This is a genomic window from Paenibacillus hemerocallicola (assembly GCF_006265175.1).
In the GTDB taxonomy this organism is placed as follows: Bacteria; Bacillota; Bacilli; order Paenibacillales; family NBRC-103111; genus Paenibacillus_AB; species Paenibacillus_AB hemerocallicola.
This window is the reverse complement of sequence record NZ_VDCQ01000007.1, coordinates 122,278-139,000: the sequence shown is the minus strand read 5'-3', so window position 1 is coordinate 139,000 and position 16,723 is coordinate 122,278. Positions and strand designations below refer to the sequence as shown.

Below are 16,723 nucleotides of genomic sequence, written 5' to 3'. Positions count from 1 at the left end.
CTTTCGGATACGGGGGAGATCTATGTTTTTTCTTCAAATGTCGGGATAACTCGATAATAGACTGAAAACACGCAAACGTATGATAAGCCAAATTGCCGAAATACCGTCGGAGGTCAAACCGAAAATGAGGTGAACAATCTTTGAAACGATTTTGGAAAGCAGGAAGAATCATTCTCCTTTCCCTGCTTCTGTCATATCTTGCTGTCTTGCTCGTCTATTATGGACGTGTCATGCTGAATCAGAAAAGCGTGGAAAAGAAAGTAGGCGCGTTTTTGAAAGCCGTGCAAGAGCGGCATGTTCAAGAGGCGGTCGAGCGATATGGCGGAGCCATCGATATGGAGAGCATGCGGGTTCTGCTGCAAGAAGAAGGTTCCCGATTGCTGTCGTACAGTCGCGTAAAAGCGGAGTTTGACGATGGATGCGTTTGCGGCGGGCATGTTGATCTGACCTTTGAGGTGAACGGGAAGCCGCTGAACGTGTCGGCGATTTTTACCCTCGGTCCCGGAAACAAACCGAGACAAGTATGCGCTCTGACCCCCTCTGGCACCGAGCGCGGATCTATTCCCGCACTGTCCGGCTGGAATCGGACCATTTGCGGAGGGGACTCCTTTTAATCGGCGATTAAATTCCGGCCTGCGGCCTGCTCCGTCGCTGTCCGGATGTAGGCCTGCAAAGCATCCAGGAACGCTCGGGCGGCAAACCCGATATATTTGTCCGAACGATACAGGATACAGATGTCCTGGCTGGGCGTTGGGTCGGTAAGCGATAGGATGGCGATTTCCGGCTTTTTCAGATTTTCCAAAAGCAAACGCGGCAAAACGCATGCGCCGATCCCCTGCTCGACCAAGGACAGGAGAGAGGATAAGGTAGTGGTTTCAATATGCGGCCGCAATCGGAAGCCTTCCTGTAAACCATAACGTTCGATTAATTGCCTGACTTGATGATCAGGCGCAAACATGACCATTTTCAAATGCTGCAGCTGGGCGAACGGTACGGAGCTCTCTTGAGCGAGCGGATGGTCAGCCCGAGTAGCCAATGCAAATTGCTCGTGAAATAACGGGATTACGGTCAGGCGTTCATTCGGAGAAGGCGCAGTGGCGACACCGATGTCGATTGTGCCGGCCGTGACCTGCTCCGAGATTTTGGTAGTCTCGATAACGGATATGGAGATGTTGGGATAAGTCCGGTGAAAATCTACGAGCAAGGCATCGAATAATAGATCCGCATCCCCAGGCAGGACGCCGATCGTAAGCGTTCCCCCCTGAACGGTTCCCATTTCCGCAATGGCGTCGCGAGCGTATTGAATATGGGCAAAAACGTGCCGGCTCTGCTCCAGCAAAACTTTCCCCGCATCTGTCAAAGCAATGCGTTTACCCATACGATCGAATAGCGGAACCCCCAACTCGTTCTCTAAAAATTTGATCTGCTGACTGAGATTGGACTGCGTCGTACAAAGCCTCTCGGATGCCCTCGAGAAATGCATCTCCTCGCAAACGGCGATAAAGTATTCCAGCTGTCTTAGCTCCATGTAAACCTCTCTCCGGCGTTTATTATCATTTTTACTTATCATTATAATCGGAAACAGGTGATTGTTCCGACATTTCTTCCAAGGTAAACTTGTTTTTGACGGCAGCGCGCGCGGTCAATACCGGAAAAGGAATGGAGGAATTGCCTCATGTCTCCGAGCTGTATAAATACGTCTATGTCCGTTCGCCAAATCGTACTGCACCAGCTCCAATCGATTCCTGAACCATTATTTGACGTTCAACCTCAAGCGTTCGGCAATACGATTAGATGGAACGTCGGACACATCGTTTTCTACATGGACTATTATCTCTCGCTGGATTCATCGTATCAATCCAATCTTCCGGAAACCTATGCCCGTTTATTCAACACGGGAACGAAGCCTTCCGACTGGATAGTATCGCCGCCGACGAAAGAGGAGCTTGTTCAATTATTATCCGGCCAGTTGGATCGCCTGTCTGACGTATCTCCTAATACGTTGGAAGCGCCGCTGGCATCGCCGATAGAAATGGGGCCGTTTCGATTCGAAACGTTCGGCGACGCGTTCCACTTCGCTTTCATCCATGAAGCCATTCATCTCGGGACTATTTCCAGCTTATTTAAAGTCGTCCGATAGGCGGGCGAGTACTTTCGACTTATTTCAAAGATGAAAAAAGACCGTTTTTAGCCGCAAGATGGCTTTAGACGGTCTTTTCGTTGTTTTTTTGTAACATCAAGCTTAATAATCGATGCTTCACGAAAAAAACGTGTCTTTTGCAGTGGCCTCCTGGCGGCGGCAGGGGGCTTTTTGCGGCGAGGTTAAATAGTCATTGTGCTATCATGGATTTCTCAGCCATATGCTATTTGTTGCAGCTCGAGTTTATGGGAAGCTTGAAGCAGCAATTTCCGGTTTCCATATTAGGTTGGGAGGTTATCAAAATGGCAATGCCCACACATATTGTAGCGGTAGGCGGTATCGTCGAAAATGGTCAAGGAGAAATACTTCTGGTGAAGACACATCATGAAAGATGGGTATTTCCCGGTGGGCAGGTGGAAGTCGGGGAAAATCTGATGGAAGCGTTAATCAGAGAAATAAAGGAGGAAAGCGGAATAGACGTAGAGGTTTCCTGCTTGATCGGAGTTTATTCCAATACGGGGATTTATAAATGGCATGACGGGACAACGGATGTTCCTACCAAAGTCATGTTTGACTTTATAGGCAAGCCCGTTGGCGGTCAATTGTGTACCTCGGAAGAAACATCCGAGAGTTGCTGGGTGGCTAAGGATCAAGTGCTCGACATGATTACGTCCCCGGCGATTCGCACCCGTTATCAAGCTTATTTGGATTTTCGCGGAGAGATCCATTATATGGACTATGTCACGAATCCCGAGTTCGAGTTGAAACTGAAAAGGACGATATAGAAAATAGGATTGAATGAAGAATGTAGGAACGTTCCTTATGCATAGTCGGCTGCCGAGAGGTCCATCGGCGGCTTTTTCTGCGGCTCTCGGACGGTAAAGTTTAATAAAACAAGTTGTTTCTCTCATGCTGACGAACCATTAGCGGTATAATTTCACCTATGAAATGTATATCACTCTCGAGTATAGGGGCGATCATAATGGAGGAGTCACTGGCACGGATCAAGCATAAGCATTCCAGGATCATCGACGAAAGACGACATGTTTGGGACGTGGAGAAGCTGTGGGAGCTAACGGCCCATTTACCCGTTCAAAAGATCGACATCGATTCCATAAAGGAACTGGATCAAGATTGCTGGTTCGGGTACGGGAGTACGACGGTTCCGACCATACGGAATGTGGCGAACCATTGCAAGCGAATTATCCAAGCCGATATGGAGTACCCGATTTTATTAACCTCGGACGGGCTACTGGTAGATGGAGGACATCGCATCGCGAAAGCTCTAATTAACGGACAGCAGCAAATCGATGCCGTTTTTATTGAAGCTTTGCCGCCTGCGGATGTTATTATTTGAGCGCGGATTACCATCCTACTGACGACATTCATTCAAATTAACGGTTGGAGTACATGATTGTATGGTAGAAGGTAGCGGTAATAAGAAGGCCGCATTTTGCGACGGCTTGCAAGTTGGACTTGTATCGGATTTGCAGAAATCGCTTGCCTATTATCGGGATGTGCCGGGCTGCGGGACCAGCGGTTGGGGGCATGCGAACGAGGCGGCATGAAGCTGATTCTCCAGCAAGCGCAGCAGCCGGGCGGTGTACGGCCGAATCGGGCTTCGGCGAAGCGTAACACGTATCCGACGAATTGGCAAGGTCCGGATTTGGGATGGGATACCTTTGTCCATGTCGATTACAACGAGTTTGATTTGCTCGTGGAAGAGCTGAGGGCGAAAGGCGTCAACATCGTCTTGGGTCCCATGGAGGCTACCGATAGCAACGGCATGCATTTTAAAAAATTGTACATCCAAGATCCGGATGGATACATCATCGGTTCGGATAATAAATGTAATCCAATTGTAATATCCGCTTCACCTTACATTAATGTTCGAAGATTACTATGTAGTAGACCCCCTTTTTCATATAAATCATTGAACCCGCGGCCCGTTGCCGGCGGGTTTCTTTTTGTACGACAGTATAATCCGCGAATTTCTACCAACACGTCATGCTTTATAACGGAACGTTTTTCCGTTAGTGTCCCGTTTTCCGCGACATTTCCGAAAATAGCGGAACAGCGCTCCGTTATATCCGCTTTTCGTGAAGAAAAGTGTCTGAAGCTGCGGAATAGCGGAATTCTTTTCCGTTATCGTGCCGTCGATAGCAGTATACGAAAATATAACGTACGCACTTTCCGCTATTTGCAGAATTCAAAAGCGGTAAAAAAAGACGGTGCTTTCGCCATACTTTCCTTCGGAGAATCGTTTTCCGAGCTTGTCAATCATTCTGGCGAAACAGCTCGCATACCGCTCTTTGTCCTATCCCTTGCTTTCGGTATTTGCGCAAAAAAGCAGTCGATCCCGCATCTTTCTCGTGATCCGAAACTGCAACGATCTGATGGCCGTTTCACTTGCTCTCATGCGGCTAGCGGTTTCTTTTATCGACAAATCATCGAAAAAGCGGTATTCGATTATCAGGCGGCCATGCATCGGGAAGGTTTGAATGACGGCGTGCATCTCCGCGAACAATTCCGTTCGGATAACGACGTCTTCGACCGTATCCCGGGAAACGTGCGCCAAAGCCGCTTCCAACGGATATGGAAGGGGGCGCCTTTTCTTTTTGCGGAATTGGTCGATAATCAGATTTCGGGAAACGGTTTTCAGGAAAGCCGCCATGTTGTCGGGAGGCGCGCGCCGTTTGCGGATCGAATCGAAAGCTTTCAGGAACGTTTCCTGAAGCATATCTTCCGCGTCGAACGAATTCCTTACTCGCCTATAGATGTAAGCGTATAGGTCAATGCGATGCTCGTTCCATACTCGGTCCCAATTCATCGGCTTCTCCTCGATATCGCGTAGTCGTACCCCCATCATGACATAGCTGCGTGACAACAATATGACATAAGGCAAACAAACGAAGCAGAAGCATTCTATGAAAGGAAATCGAAAAATTATAAAATAAGGTTGGTAGATTTTCGCAGCGTCCGGCATCTGTGGAGCAGGGGGGATGGAAGTGGAGTCAGAGGCGATAATCGTACCCGGTCTGAAAGGGGAGCGGGAGGAGACGGAGCGAGAACTTGCAGAACGGGCGCATAAGGGAGACCGGGATGCCAGACATGGATCAACTCATTCAAAAGCCGATCAGGGGGAAGCGCCATATGCATTTGGAAAATGAAAAGAAGGCCGTGACCGTAACCAATTCCGATATTACGGGCTCCAGCTTCAAAAATGTTCGGGCCGAGCAGCTAGCGTTTAAATGCTGCAATCTTGGCGGGATGAAGATGAACGATGTCAACTTGACCGGAATGAGCATCTCCGACGCGAATATGAGCGAGCTGGACATAGACGGGGCCCAGTGGGGCGGAGCCCATTTTCGGTATATCGGCTACTCCGACAAGGATGGCCCGGAATCCGAACATCCGAAGAGGGCTCCTGTTCAATTCACACATTGCACGTTTAAGCAAGGAACACTTACGGAATGCGATTTCACGAATGCGACGTTGGACAATTGCAATATTACGGGTCTGGTTATAAACGGGGTTAGCATCGAAAACTTGTTCAAGCAGTTTGCCGAACTGAACAAGAAAGTGGCGGACTAACGGAACGATATGGGGAGCTTGAAGCGGATGTCGTAACTGCGATTCGGAACGGTGCGGGCTGGCGTTCTGCATGGAAAGGAGGAGAGCTTGAATGAATTCGAATCAGGTTGATTATAGAAGCTTTTACGATCGGGTCGGACTATTGAACGGCTGGGATTTCGGTAAAATAAAAGTTGTCTCGGAAGGAGAGCAATGGGATTTTTACGAAGAGGTAACCCGAAGATGCAAGAAGTCCGATGTGCTGCTGGATATCGGCACCGGGGGCGGGGAGAGACTGCTGTCTATCGCGGATCGCGCTCTGCTGCTGGTCGGGATCGATCAAGCGAACGGTATGATCCGGACGGCGAATGCGAATTTGCTGAAGACGGGCAAACCGAATATACGCTTTTTGCAAATGGATGCCGAAAACCTCGAATTCCCGGAGGGCTTTTTCAACATCGTCTCTTGTCGGCACTGCGCCTTCCATGCCGAAGAGGTTGCCAAAGTGTTGGTCCAAGGCGGCATTTTTCTCACCCAGCAAGTATGCGAAGGGGATAAGCGGAATATTGCGGAAATGTTCGGAAGAGGACAGTTCTCCGGCAGTCGGGATGATCAGTTAATCCATACATATAGGTCGGAATTGAATGAGGCCGGATTCAGCGACATCCGGTCGTTCGAATATGATGCGACCGAGTATTATCAAACCTACGAGGACCTGGTGTTTCTTTTAAAATATACTCCGATCGTTCCGGGCTTCGGGCAAAGCGAAAACGACTTCGCCGTACTTGAAAAATTTATCGAACAAAACCAAACCGATCAGGGGATCAGAACCAATTCGAAACGGTTCATGTTGATTGCGACAAAATAAAAACAAAGGAAGAGAGTGCCGGGATGACGGTTTATATAGGATTTCTTCGTGGGATTAACGTAGGCGGGAACAACAAGATCAAGATGGCCGAATTGAAGAAAGTGTTGGAAACGATGGGCTTTGCCGGGGTGCGGACGTATTTGCAGAGCGGTAATGTCCTGTTCCGGTCGGAGGAAGCGGAGGAGCCGCTGCGACGGCGTATCGAGCAGGAGATCACGAGCAAATTCGGCGTATCGCCGACCGTAGTGTTGCGTACGGCGGACGAACTGCAGCGCATTATCGCTGCCTGTCCTTATGCGCCGGACTCCTTGACCGAAGGCCAGAGCGTACAGGTCTCGGTGCTGACGGACGCGCCGCCGCAGCAAACCGCGGACATCTTATCCAATGGCAAGAGCGACATCGATGAGTTCCATATTGAAGGACGCGAGATTTATTTTCTGTTCCGTCAAAGCGTGCTGGATTCCAAGCTGGCCAGCAATGTCCAGAAGCTGGGCGATGCGGCGACGACGCGCAATTGGAATACGATCGGCAAGCTGGCCGAATTGGCGCAAAACTAACATTTTGTTCCGTCACGAAAGAAACAAAAACTACGACAGCATAATTCTCGTACAAAAATGAATGTACCGCATGATCGGTGAAAAGGCTGACTGCCTTTGCTTGTGCCCGGGATCGCGAATCCAGCAAATAGCGGAAATTGAGTATGCTATTGTCCCGAGTACTCCTGTTGATTGCAAAATAAGGGAAAACCTTTCCGCTATTCCGCTAATCACGATCGTTTTCACCCCGAAAGATCGAGAGAACGGAAGCCTGTTCCGTTATATTCAAGCGTGTAACGGAATTCGGGACAATAACGGAATTCAGTTCCTCTATTTCCGTCAACACGCTGCTCCCGCTTCATCTAGAGACTCCAAGTTATATGCGGATTATGCTGGCGTAGAAAAAGTTGCTGCCGTTCGCAAAACTGCCGGGAACAGAAAAAGGCTGCTCCCGTAGAAGTGGCGAGGCGGCCTTTTCGTTATCGATCCTGGTTTTGCTGCTGTTGAAGCTTGCGAAGATAAGCATCCAAATTATCGAATCTTTCTTCCCACATGCGGCGGTAAGAATCCAGCCAAGAATCCATCTCCTGGAACGGCTGGGGACGCAGCTTGTATATTCGTTTATTGGCGACCGGCTGTACCTCGACAAGACCGGCATCGCTCAAAACGCGCAAATGCTTGGACGTTTGCGGTTGGTTAAGCTCCAGACGATCGGCGATTTCGCCTACCGGCATCGGTCCGTCGCACAAGAGCTGGATGATGTCCAGCCTATTGGGCTCGGCAAGCGCACTGAAAGTAGTCACATTCATCTCGGATCTACTCCAAAGGATAGTTTTCCTTTCAATATATCCAATATGGAATATGTCTGTCAAGGAATAATTAGCGGAGAAAGCTTGGATTCGAGGCTCGCCACGCATTGTTTGCCGATATGTCGAAATTTAGCCGTTGGGGCTCGTCCCGAACTTCCCGGAAAATCGGGACTGCGGCAGCATGCTTCCAAATATCCCCTTTTGTTATACTGAATCAGGAAAAAACGAAAGGGTTGATAAGATGAAAAGGAACATGCTCGCAAAAGGCGCTATCCGTCTCGTTTTGGCTGCGACGCTCGTGACCGGCGGAACGTTAATCGCCAATGCGGAAACGTCTTCAGCGGATAGTATGGGCTGTTACGGCTGGTTCGATTACGTGTACAAATCTACGGGCGATCTCAATTTCGCCAATTGGCATTACGAGCAGTGCCGGTCGTGGAATTCTGCCGTGAAGGCGCAGCTGGCACCGATCCTGCTGCAGCAACCGTTAATCCCCATTGACGGCTCGGCGCCCGTAAGGCCGACGTTCCCGATTGCGGAAGGGACAAATCCCGTCACCGTAGTACCGCAGCCCGACCGTCCGCTAAGCAGGACGTTGCCGTATTCTTTCAGATAAGCACAGGAAGATCGGATCAAAGCGCGCTTTGATAACGATCTTCTTTTGTTTTGGTTTTGGCGCTTATGAGTCAATCGTTCAATAGAGAAACCTCCACAAATAAAAAGTGGCGTACGATTCCCAATTGGTCCATGCTGCAGACAGCTTGACGAGCTCTTCCTTCGTCGGCTTCCGCTCCGCGCCCGTGAGATGCTTGATGGCATTGTGCAAACCGACATCGTCGATCGGAAAAGCCGAGGGCATTCTCAGGCAGCGCATCAACACGTAGTTCGCCGTCCACGGGCCGATGCCGCGAATGCCGACGAGCTGCTTCTCCGCTTTTTTATAGGTCCCCGTACGGAGCAACAGCTCCTTGGTCAGCTTTCCTTCCGCCATGAGCCCGGCTACGCCGATCAAATATTCGCATTTCTTGACCGTCATCCGCAAAACGTCCAAGTCCTCGACCTTCAGCGCGGCGATCTCGTGCGCGCTGGGGAAAATCCAGTACGTTTCACCCTCGCAATCCACGCGCCGCCCGAACGTTTCCACGAGGCGCCTTTTCAGCGTATAGGCGAAAGCCAGGTTAATTTGCTGGCCGATAATGCCCCAGCAGATCGCTTCGAACAGATCCGGAATGCCCATATTGCGCAGGCCATGAAACTGTCGAACCGCCGGCTGCAGCAGCGTATCGGTTTTGGCCAGCTCGTAGAACGGGAGCAGGTCCGTATCCAGGTCGAACCAATCCCGGACATAACGGGCCACCGCTGCGCGCACCCATTTGCGGGAAGGAGCCGTATTTCCGATAAATCGGACGGTTATCTCGCTGTCGCGGTCCGCGCTGATTTCGACGACCGGCGTCTCCCGCTCGATCGGTATCGCTTTATAGATCCGCCCATTTTTGCTATGAAATAAGCATTCGTTCGAAGCGTTGGACAAATAGCGCACATTCTCGGCAAAGCTGAAAGGCTCGGGGGTCGCCAGTCTCAGCTCCTGCTTGCGATCCTCCCAGGAGCCGTGCGGCAATCCGGAGCAGCAGTTTTTGCACGGCCGGTAGCCTGCCAGCTCGGCTTCGGACCGCGATCTGAACCGGATCGCATTCTCCGGCTTGGGCTGTCCGGAGCACCAAGGAAAACAATAAACACGCATCGTCGCGACGCCGGTGAAATAAGGAGCGTCCCACTCCGGGTAATCCGCGCTTTCCGTCATTTTCATCCTCCCTTTCTCCATTGCTCTGCTATAGTTGTATCACAAACCGGCTGCCTGCAATTTCGATATCTTGCTATTACATCCGCAAAAACGTACACAGCGCCGTTATCGGGGGTATACTGAGGATGGAGGTGATCCGGATGATTCATGACGAAAACGTGGCGGAAGTTGGCGAGGAAAGGCTGACGGAACAAAAGCTGACGGAAGAAAAGTGGCAGGCGATCATAAACAACGATGCGTCGTACGACAATCGCTTTTTCTACGCGGTGAAGAGCACCGGTATTTTTTGCCGGCCGTCCTGCAAGTCCAGACCGCCCAAAAAAGAAAATGTCCGCGTGTTTCCAAACGCCGAGCAAGCGCTGGCGGAGCAATTCCGGCCGTGCAAACGGTGCAAGCCGAACGGCCTGCGACTGCCTGACGACGATTGGGTCGATCAGATCTCGCAATATATCGACTCGAATTACGGCGAGACGCTGACGCTGGAAACGTTGGCCGATATGTGCCACGGCAGTCCTTACCATCTGCACCGTACGTTCAAGCGGATCAAAGGGATTACGCCGGTCGAGTACGTTCAGCATACGCGCATGGCCAAGGCGAAGGAGTGTCTGTCCCGTTCGGATCAACCGGTCGCGGATATCGCCATGGCTGTCGGAATCCCGAATGCGTCATACTTTATAACCTTGTTCAAAAAACGGACGGGGCGTACCCCTGCGGAATATCGCCAATGGATCCGAAATCAATCTATAGCGGAGGTGCTGCAAGATGGAAGCAAAAGCAAAAACGATTAATACGGTGTACTGGACGCTGCTCGTACATGGAACATGGAGTTTGTACATCGCAGCGACGTCGAAGGGGCTTTGTTACGTAGGCTCCCGGAATAAGCCTTTCGAGCAATTGGCCGATTGGACGAAAAGTAGGATTCCCGACGCGACGCTTGTACGCGACGACGAGAAATTGCAGCCGTATGCGGCCCAACTCATCGAATATTTCCAAGGATCGCGCCAAAGCTTTTCGATTCCGTTCGACTTTCACGGCACCCCGTTCCAGCTTGCCGTGTGGGAAGCGCTTTGCGGAATCCCTTACGGACAAACCCAATCTTACTCGGATATCGCAGAGTGTATCCAAAAGCCCGCTGCGGTACGCGCGGTTGGAGCCGCAATCGGGGCGAATCCCGTATTGATAACGGTGCCGTGCCATCGGGTTGTCGGCAAAAACGGCTCTCTGACCGGCTACCGGGGAGGGCTGGATATGAAAACGGAGCTTCTCCGGCTGGAACGGGAGAGCGCGATCGTCGAAGGGAGTGCGATGCATGCCTAATCGCCTTGCGGAGCGCATTGCGGCTTTGGATTGGAGCTCGCTGGAGCACACGCTGGACGAGCGGGGTTACGCTCAGACTCCCATTTTGCTCGATGAAGATCAATGCGAGGAGCTGATCGGTACGTACGAGGAAGAAGAGCGCTTCCGAAGCACGATCGATATGGCCAGATACCGGTTCGGGAGCGGGGAGTACAAATATTATCAAGCTCCGCTGCAGGATTTGCTGCAGCAGCTTCGGGAAGGCTTGTATCCCGGGCTCGCCGGAACGGCCAACCGTTGGCTCGCGCGGCTGGGACATGAACCGGTCTATCCGGCTTCGTTGCCGGAATTTCTCGGCCGGTGCCATGCGCAAGGGCAATCGCGTTCGACGCCTTTGATTCTTAAATATGGAGCCGGCGGATACAACTGTCTGCATCAGGATTTATACGGGGATGTCTTTTTCCCGTTCCAGGCCGTATTCGCCTTGAATCGGCACGGAACAGATTATACCGGCGGGGAATTTCTGCTGGTGGAGCAACGGCCGAGGGCGCAAAGCAGAGGGCACGCCATAACGCTTGCACAAGGCGCGGCGCTTCTTTTTCCTACCAACCATCGTCCTGTTGCGGGCTCGCGGGGGTACTACAAGACGACGCTTCGGCATGGCGTCAGCACGGTTGCATCGGGTACGAGATTCAGTCTCGGAATTATTTTCCATGATGCCAAATAAGCGTAAAATGGAATATAGAGAGGAGGAGCTTATGATGAGAGGCGGTTTGTCATGAAATTCGGTCCGGTCTACAAAACTCCCAAAACGCTTCTGAATAAAGGGACGGGCTTTCTGTCCGATTACAGCCATTCCTTGAACCCGTATACGGGCTGCTCCTTCGGCTGCTCGTACTGCTACGTTCGTCAAATGCCGGTATCGACGTTCCGCAAGGAGGAATGGGGAACTTGGGTCGATGTCAAGAAGGAAGCGGCCGAAATATTGCGGAAAGAGCTTCATAAGGCGAAGGCGAAAGGGAAAGTAACGATTTTCATGTCGTCGAGTACCGATCCTTATCAGCCTGTCGAGTATAAGGAGAAGGTGACGCGATCGCTGCTTGCGGTCATGGCGGACGATCCTCCCGATTTTCTGTTCGTGCAGACACGGAGTCCGCTCGTACGCCGGGATATCGACCTGTTGCTGCTCTTGAAGGAGAAGGTCCGGGTAAGCATGACCGTGGAGACGGATCTGGAGACCGTACGCAAACATTTTACGCCGAAGGCGCCGCCGATCGCCGCCAGGCTGAAGACGCTCGAGCTGTTGGCCGAAGCGGGCGTGCCGACCCAAGCGACGATTGCCCCGGTGCTGCCGAGCAGCGAAGCGTTTCCCGACAAGCTGAAGTCGTTGGTCGACCGCGTCTGCGTGGACGATTATTTCATGGGCGACGGCAGCGGCGGTAAACGAACGCGGAGCTTGGGTATTCGCTCCCTATACGAGGAGCTTGGCATGGAGCAATGGTACGACCCTGCGGCCTATCGGATCGTGCAGGAACGGCTTCTGACCGTTTTTCCCGGGGATAAGGTCTTGGTGAGCCAAAAAGGCTTTGCTCCTTGAGGCAGGAAGAGTTTGTTAATAGATTCATAAGGAAGTCGAGAGGAGGCTCTCGGCTTCTTCGCGCTTTATTAAGTATCCGTCTGTAACCTGTATTAAAAAAAGATTGCAATCGCTCGCTTATTATATATACTATATGATGTAGTGGAAAAATTTTCCGATTGCAAGAAAGACGAATGCGAGAGAGGGAAGGTGGTCCGGGAGCTTTGCAAGGCTAAAATCCAAATCCAATGAGGAGGTTCACCTTGAACAAGAGCAGAAAAATTAGGAAGATGGCGAATTCCGTTCTTTGTTTCGTTTTGGTTTTTTCCCTTTTGACCGGCTGGTGTATGGTCAACTCCCAGGAAGCAGGTGCAATCATGAATGATCCTTATGCTCATCTTTTCGAAGGAAAGCTTCTATTCGAAGGCCCCGTCAACGCGCACGACCTGCTGCTGCATCAATTGGATTGGCCCGATACGCCGGGCGGTATCGTCGCCGAAGCGGACATCCAGCCTGTCGCCCAGCCGGGCAGCTCATGGGCTCCGGCATTGATTCTATACTGGGGTACGGCCCAATACGTATCTATCGGAATTGCCGGCAACGCCAAATTCAATTTGAATCCGGGAGGGTACGCCGGAAGCGCGCCGCTCGGCAAAACGTATCGGGTCCGCATCGTATGGGAGAACGGTACGGTGCAATTGTGGGGAGGCGAGAAGGGCGCGGACCCGGTGCTGCTGAAGACGGCACCGGCACCGGCCTCGGGACCGCCCCCGTATTTGATCGCCGGCAAGGGCTTTGGAAGCGCGTCCGTGTATACGAAGCCTTTCCTGGCCAACGACTATACCGACGTTGGCACTAATGGAACCGTATACATGGATAATATCGCCTTATACGCGGACGGAGTGCGGAAGCTCGACGAACAGTTTGAGAACGGGATCGATTTCAACCGTTGGCAATTGCTGATGTCGCCATCGGCCGAGCCGAGCCCGCCGGTAACGATCGAAGATCTGTTCCCCAATTGGGTCGAGCCGTCGGAACGCGGCGTCGCTTCGCCGCCAAAAGTACTTTACAAGCAAGCGGACTGGAACGCTTATACCGACAAGGTGCAGACGTCGGCGGAATTCCGGGCTTTGTCGGAGCAGCGGATCAACTCGATGAAAAGTGAAGTTTCCCTCGCGATGAGCTACAACGATGCCCAAATCGAGAACATGGTTCCGGCAACGACGCCGAATGCGGACTTGTTCACCCCTTGCCCGAACGCTCCGGATCTGGGCTTCCCGCACGGAGATTGGAAATGGAGTGCGAATGAGCCCGACGTCATCTATTGCGGCAGCATGGCGTTCCCGAACGATCAATATTCCGAGGAAGGCGTCATGATTGCCAAATGGGGCGGCGTCGAGCAACGGATCACTTATTATAACAGACAGTCCTACGATTTCAGCGGCTTCAAGCTTAGTCCGAGCTTTACTTCCTACATACGCGCCAAAAAAGTAGTGTATATGTCCAATATAGCAGGCAAAATCTCGGTTCTGTATAAACTGACCGGCGATCCCGCCTATGCCCGGCAAGGGAAAAAAATATTGATGCGCTTCGCCGAGGTGTATCCGCATTGGCTGCTCCACTCCGGTTACGGCGAATATGCGGATATGGATCCGAAAACGGCGGCGTTCTCGATCAACAAGCTGCCGAGGCCGGAGCTTACGGCTCCGCCAAACGTCGCGAACCGGGCGCTTCACGCCGGATATTGGATGGCGGGACGCGGCGATGCGAACGGCATGGAAGGCTCCATTATTTTGCCGCTCGTCACCGCATACGATTTGCTGGGCGATGTCCGGGTAGACGGACAAACGCTGCTGAGCGACAATGACCGGCTCGTTATCGAGAGGGATTTGCTGCTGGAGTCGGCTTCGCTGTTTTTGGCCGATCCGGCCCAAAACAACAAATCGATATCCAACCGTACGGCAGCGGCCGCCATCGGCATAGCGGTGTCCGAGCCCAAGCTCGTGCAGTTCGGATTGCAAGGCTTCAACCGGTTCATGAGCGATTGGTACAAGGCCGACGGCTCGCCGATCGAAACACCAGCCTATGGACTGCAGGTGCTCGATTATTTATGGCGTCTCGGCGAAATTCTCGAAGGCTATTCCGATCCGCCGGGATATACGCCGCCGACGGGACAGCGCACGGACAATTTCTCCGTCTACGGCCGTTCCGATTACCGAATGGTGTACAAGACGTTGGGCGACGCTCTGCTTCCTTCGATGAAATACCCGTCCGTGGGCGACTCTTATACGACAAGCACGCCGGCGGGGTATTGGCTGGGAATCGGCGCGAAGCGAACGGGATTGCCAATATTGTCCAGCTTGCTCCGTTTCGGAGGGTTTTCGCTGACCGGCGTGGAAAGCTTGCTGTATCGGCCCGATAATCTGGAGCAGGCCGAGCCGCTGGAGCTGTCGGACGTCCTGTTCCCTCAGTGGAAGCTGGCGTATTTGCGAGGAACGCCGAATAACATGGGCAGCGCCGCAATTGTGAACGCAAGCGATTGGGGGGGACATCGCCACCTGGACAGCCTCGATCTGAGCTACTGGGCGAATGGCGGGGAATCGTTATCCGATCTCGGTTACTTATGGGACAATCCGCAGCAGGGGATGACCGCCCGCTCGGCCGCCCACAATCTGGTCGTCGTCGACGGGAAAAACCAGAAAAGCGCCGGAAGAGGGGGCAGTATCGGATTTTTCGAAGCGTCCGGACCGGTGCACGCTACGGAAGCAAGCTCCGCCGCCTATGCGGAGACGGACGTGTATGGGCGTACGCTGCTGCAAATGCAGAAGACCGACCGCAAGCCGGAATACCTCGTCGACTTTTTCCGCGTCCGCGGAGGGAGTACGCACGATTATACGCTCCATGGCTCGACGGACAGCATGACTACGGACGGTATCCAGCTTGCGCAAGGCAATGATTCCGCGGTCGCGGCATACGGCTTGACGGATGTAAGGACGACCGGAACGGATCAGGTCTGGACAGCCGGATGGCAAAATGCCGGCGGCGCCGGACGCACCCAATCGTGGCAAGTTCCATTGTCGGTGACGGAGTCCGTCTATATTGGCGACGGTTGGGGACAACGGGGCAAATACGACGCGGGCGCCCAATTGCCGTATTTAATCCGGAGGCTCGATAATTCGACGGGAGGAAGTACATTCGCTACCGTATTCGAATCGTATGCGGACACTCCGGGAATCCGGCGTGTAGCTCCGTTGACCGTGACCGATAACGTGTATCGCCCGGATGTCATTGCGCCGGTCGGCCTGCAAATAAGCGGGGACGGATGGCACGATTACGTTCTCGGCTCGCAAGGAATCTTGAATGCGCCAGCTGCCTTCGACGGCGGATCCGGCGCGAGTCCGATTGCGTTCAGCGGCCGGCTTGGCGTCTTGTCCTATAAGGACGACAACGGGAACGGGAGGCTGGAGTATGCTTTCCTGGCCGGGGAAGGCAAGATCGAGCAGGACGGCTTGGGCCTAAACATCGAACCGGGTCAGCTGAAGGAAGGCAATATCGCGCAACGGTATCAGGACGGGTTCGCGGCTTCCGGTATCGTGACGGATGCGGATAAATGGATAGGCAGCCATGTCCTGGTCAAGAAAGGGACGGACTGGACGGCGTATCCGGTGCTGGACGTGAAGGCGGAGGAAGGGAAAACCCGGTTCGTCACCTATTCTCCCAACGAAGGATTCCCGTTTGACGGCGGGGAGGCGTGGAAGCTCGTCCCTTACGCGGTGGCCCATCGGGACGCGAACGGGGCGTGGGTAATTGCGGAGTCCGGCGGCAGAGCGGCGATCATCGACAACGCTCCGGCAACCGTTCAATCGTTGCTCGGGCATGTCGCCCGGTTTGAAGCGTCCGGCGACATCAACCATACATTCGCGGCGGAGCTTGCATACCGGTTGGGAATTATCCGGATTGTGGAGGAGCAGGGGGAGCTGCAAACCGCGGTCGCCTACATGCGGGACTTCCTGGACCATATCAACGATCCGGCCGTACAGGCGCAGCGACTGGTGTCCGCGGCCGCGACGTCGATTCTGGGAGAGGAGGGCGAGGCGTACATACGAGACCGGACTTGACCCGGA

General features: G+C 52.9%; 18 protein-coding genes. 14 read left to right on the top strand and 4 right to left on the bottom strand.

The annotated features are described in order from the left end of the window. Nucleotides 1-140: 140 nt before the first annotated feature. Nucleotides 141-614, top strand: coding sequence for a hypothetical protein (locus tag FE784_RS07400; protein ID WP_218103755.1), 474 nt, complete (start codon nt 141-143; stop codon nt 612-614). Here the strand turns inward: FE784_RS07400 and FE784_RS07395 are convergent. After that, complete coding sequence (locus FE784_RS07395; RefSeq protein ID WP_139601500.1) at nt 611-1,528, bottom strand: LysR family transcriptional regulator; 918 nt, start codon at nt 1,526-1,528, stop codon at nt 611-613. The genes FE784_RS07400 and FE784_RS07395 overlap by 4 nt on opposite strands. A 147-nt stretch (nt 1,529-1,675) precedes the next feature. On the opposite strand from FE784_RS07395, the gene FE784_RS07390 reads away from it, so the two are divergent. The 4 genes from FE784_RS07390 (at nt 1,676) to FE784_RS40705 (ending at nt 3,708) form a co-directional block, all read left to right on the top strand. After that, complete coding sequence (locus FE784_RS07390; RefSeq protein WP_139601499.1) at nt 1,676-2,140, top strand: DinB family protein; 465 nt, start codon at nt 1,676-1,678, stop codon at nt 2,138-2,140. 302 nt (nt 2,141-2,442) lie between these two features. Continuing rightward, nucleotides 2,443-2,925, top strand: coding sequence for an NUDIX hydrolase (locus FE784_RS07385; protein ID WP_139601550.1), 483 nt, complete (start codon nt 2,443-2,445; stop codon nt 2,923-2,925). A gap of 197 nt (nt 2,926-3,122) precedes the next feature. Then, complete coding sequence (locus FE784_RS07380) at nt 3,123-3,497, top strand: chromosome partitioning protein ParB (protein WP_139601498.1); 375 nt, start codon at nt 3,123-3,125, stop codon at nt 3,495-3,497. Nucleotides 3,498-3,558: 61 nt separating this feature from the next. Then, complete coding sequence (locus FE784_RS40705; protein WP_176706024.1) at nt 3,559-3,708, top strand: hypothetical protein; 150 nt, start codon at nt 3,559-3,561, stop codon at nt 3,706-3,708. A 749-nt stretch (nt 3,709-4,457) separates the two neighbouring features. On the opposite strand, the gene FE784_RS42785 is transcribed toward FE784_RS40705, so the two are convergent. Then, nucleotides 4,458-4,970, bottom strand: coding sequence for an RNA polymerase sigma factor (locus FE784_RS42785; RefSeq protein ID WP_176706023.1), 513 nt, complete (start codon nt 4,968-4,970; stop codon nt 4,458-4,460). A gap of 281 nt (nt 4,971-5,251) precedes the next feature. On the opposite strand from FE784_RS42785, the gene FE784_RS07370 reads away from it, so the two are divergent. From FE784_RS07370 to FE784_RS07360, 3 genes are all read left to right on the top strand, one after another. Beyond that, entirely contained in the window at nt 5,252-5,734 is a 483-nt protein-coding gene (locus tag FE784_RS07370; protein ID WP_176706022.1) for a pentapeptide repeat-containing protein, read from the top strand. 91 nt (nt 5,735-5,825) lie between these two features. Continuing rightward, nucleotides 5,826-6,581 (top strand): class I SAM-dependent methyltransferase, encoded by a 756-nt coding sequence (locus FE784_RS07365; RefSeq protein WP_139601495.1) that lies wholly within the window; start codon nt 5,826-5,828, stop codon nt 6,579-6,581. A 23-nt stretch (nt 6,582-6,604) separates the two neighbouring features. Continuing rightward, nucleotides 6,605-7,138 carry a DUF1697 domain-containing protein gene (locus FE784_RS07360; protein WP_139601494.1) on the top strand — a complete coding sequence of 178 codons (534 nt, stop codon included), beginning with the start codon at nt 6,605-6,607 and terminating at the stop codon, nt 7,136-7,138. Nucleotides 7,139-7,596: 458 nt separating this feature from the next. Here FE784_RS07360 and FE784_RS07355 read toward each other — a convergent pair whose 3' ends face one another. Further along, nucleotides 7,597-7,926 carry an ArsR/SmtB family transcription factor gene (locus FE784_RS07355; RefSeq protein ID WP_139601493.1) on the bottom strand — a complete coding sequence of 110 codons (330 nt, stop codon included), beginning with the start codon at nt 7,924-7,926 and terminating at the stop codon, nt 7,597-7,599. A 241-nt stretch (nt 7,927-8,167) separates the two neighbouring features. Here FE784_RS07355 and FE784_RS07350 point away from each other — a divergent pair, with 241 nt between their 5' ends. Beyond that, nucleotides 8,168-8,542: a hypothetical protein gene (locus tag FE784_RS07350; RefSeq protein ID WP_139601492.1), complete on the top strand. Its 375-nt coding sequence runs from the start codon at nt 8,168-8,170 to the stop codon at nt 8,540-8,542. Between the two features lie 78 nt (nt 8,543-8,620). Here the strand turns inward: FE784_RS07350 and FE784_RS07345 are convergent, their stop codons facing one another. Next, nucleotides 8,621-9,727, bottom strand: coding sequence for an Ada metal-binding domain-containing protein (locus tag FE784_RS07345; protein ID WP_139601549.1), 1,107 nt, complete (start codon nt 9,725-9,727; stop codon nt 8,621-8,623). A 140-nt stretch (nt 9,728-9,867) separates the two neighbouring features. Here FE784_RS07345 and FE784_RS07340 point away from each other — a divergent pair, with 140 nt between their 5' ends. From FE784_RS07340 to FE784_RS07320, 5 genes are all read left to right on the top strand, one after another. Next, nucleotides 9,868-10,515 carry a bifunctional transcriptional activator/DNA repair enzyme AdaA gene (locus FE784_RS07340; protein WP_246131936.1) on the top strand — a complete coding sequence of 216 codons (648 nt, stop codon included), beginning with the start codon at nt 9,868-9,870 and terminating at the stop codon, nt 10,513-10,515. Then, nucleotides 10,490-11,044, top strand: coding sequence for a methylated-DNA--[protein]-cysteine S-methyltransferase (locus tag FE784_RS07335; RefSeq protein WP_139601490.1), 555 nt, complete (start codon nt 10,490-10,492; stop codon nt 11,042-11,044). Before FE784_RS07340 ends, FE784_RS07335 begins: the two co-directional genes overlap by 26 nt. Next, entirely contained in the window at nt 11,037-11,750 is a 714-nt protein-coding gene (locus FE784_RS07330) for a 2OG-Fe(II) oxygenase (RefSeq protein WP_139601489.1), read from the top strand. Before FE784_RS07335 ends, FE784_RS07330 begins: the two co-directional genes overlap by 8 nt. Before the next feature lie 51 nt (nt 11,751-11,801). Then, nucleotides 11,802-12,620 (top strand): SPL family radical SAM protein, encoded by an 819-nt coding sequence (locus FE784_RS07325; protein ID WP_139601488.1) that lies wholly within the window; start codon nt 11,802-11,804, stop codon nt 12,618-12,620. 356 nt (nt 12,621-12,976) lie between these two features. Further along, nucleotides 12,977-16,717 (top strand): FIMAH domain-containing protein, encoded by a 3,741-nt coding sequence (locus tag FE784_RS07320; protein ID WP_176706021.1) that lies wholly within the window; start codon nt 12,977-12,979, stop codon nt 16,715-16,717. Nucleotides 16,718-16,723: the final 6 nt, after the last annotated feature.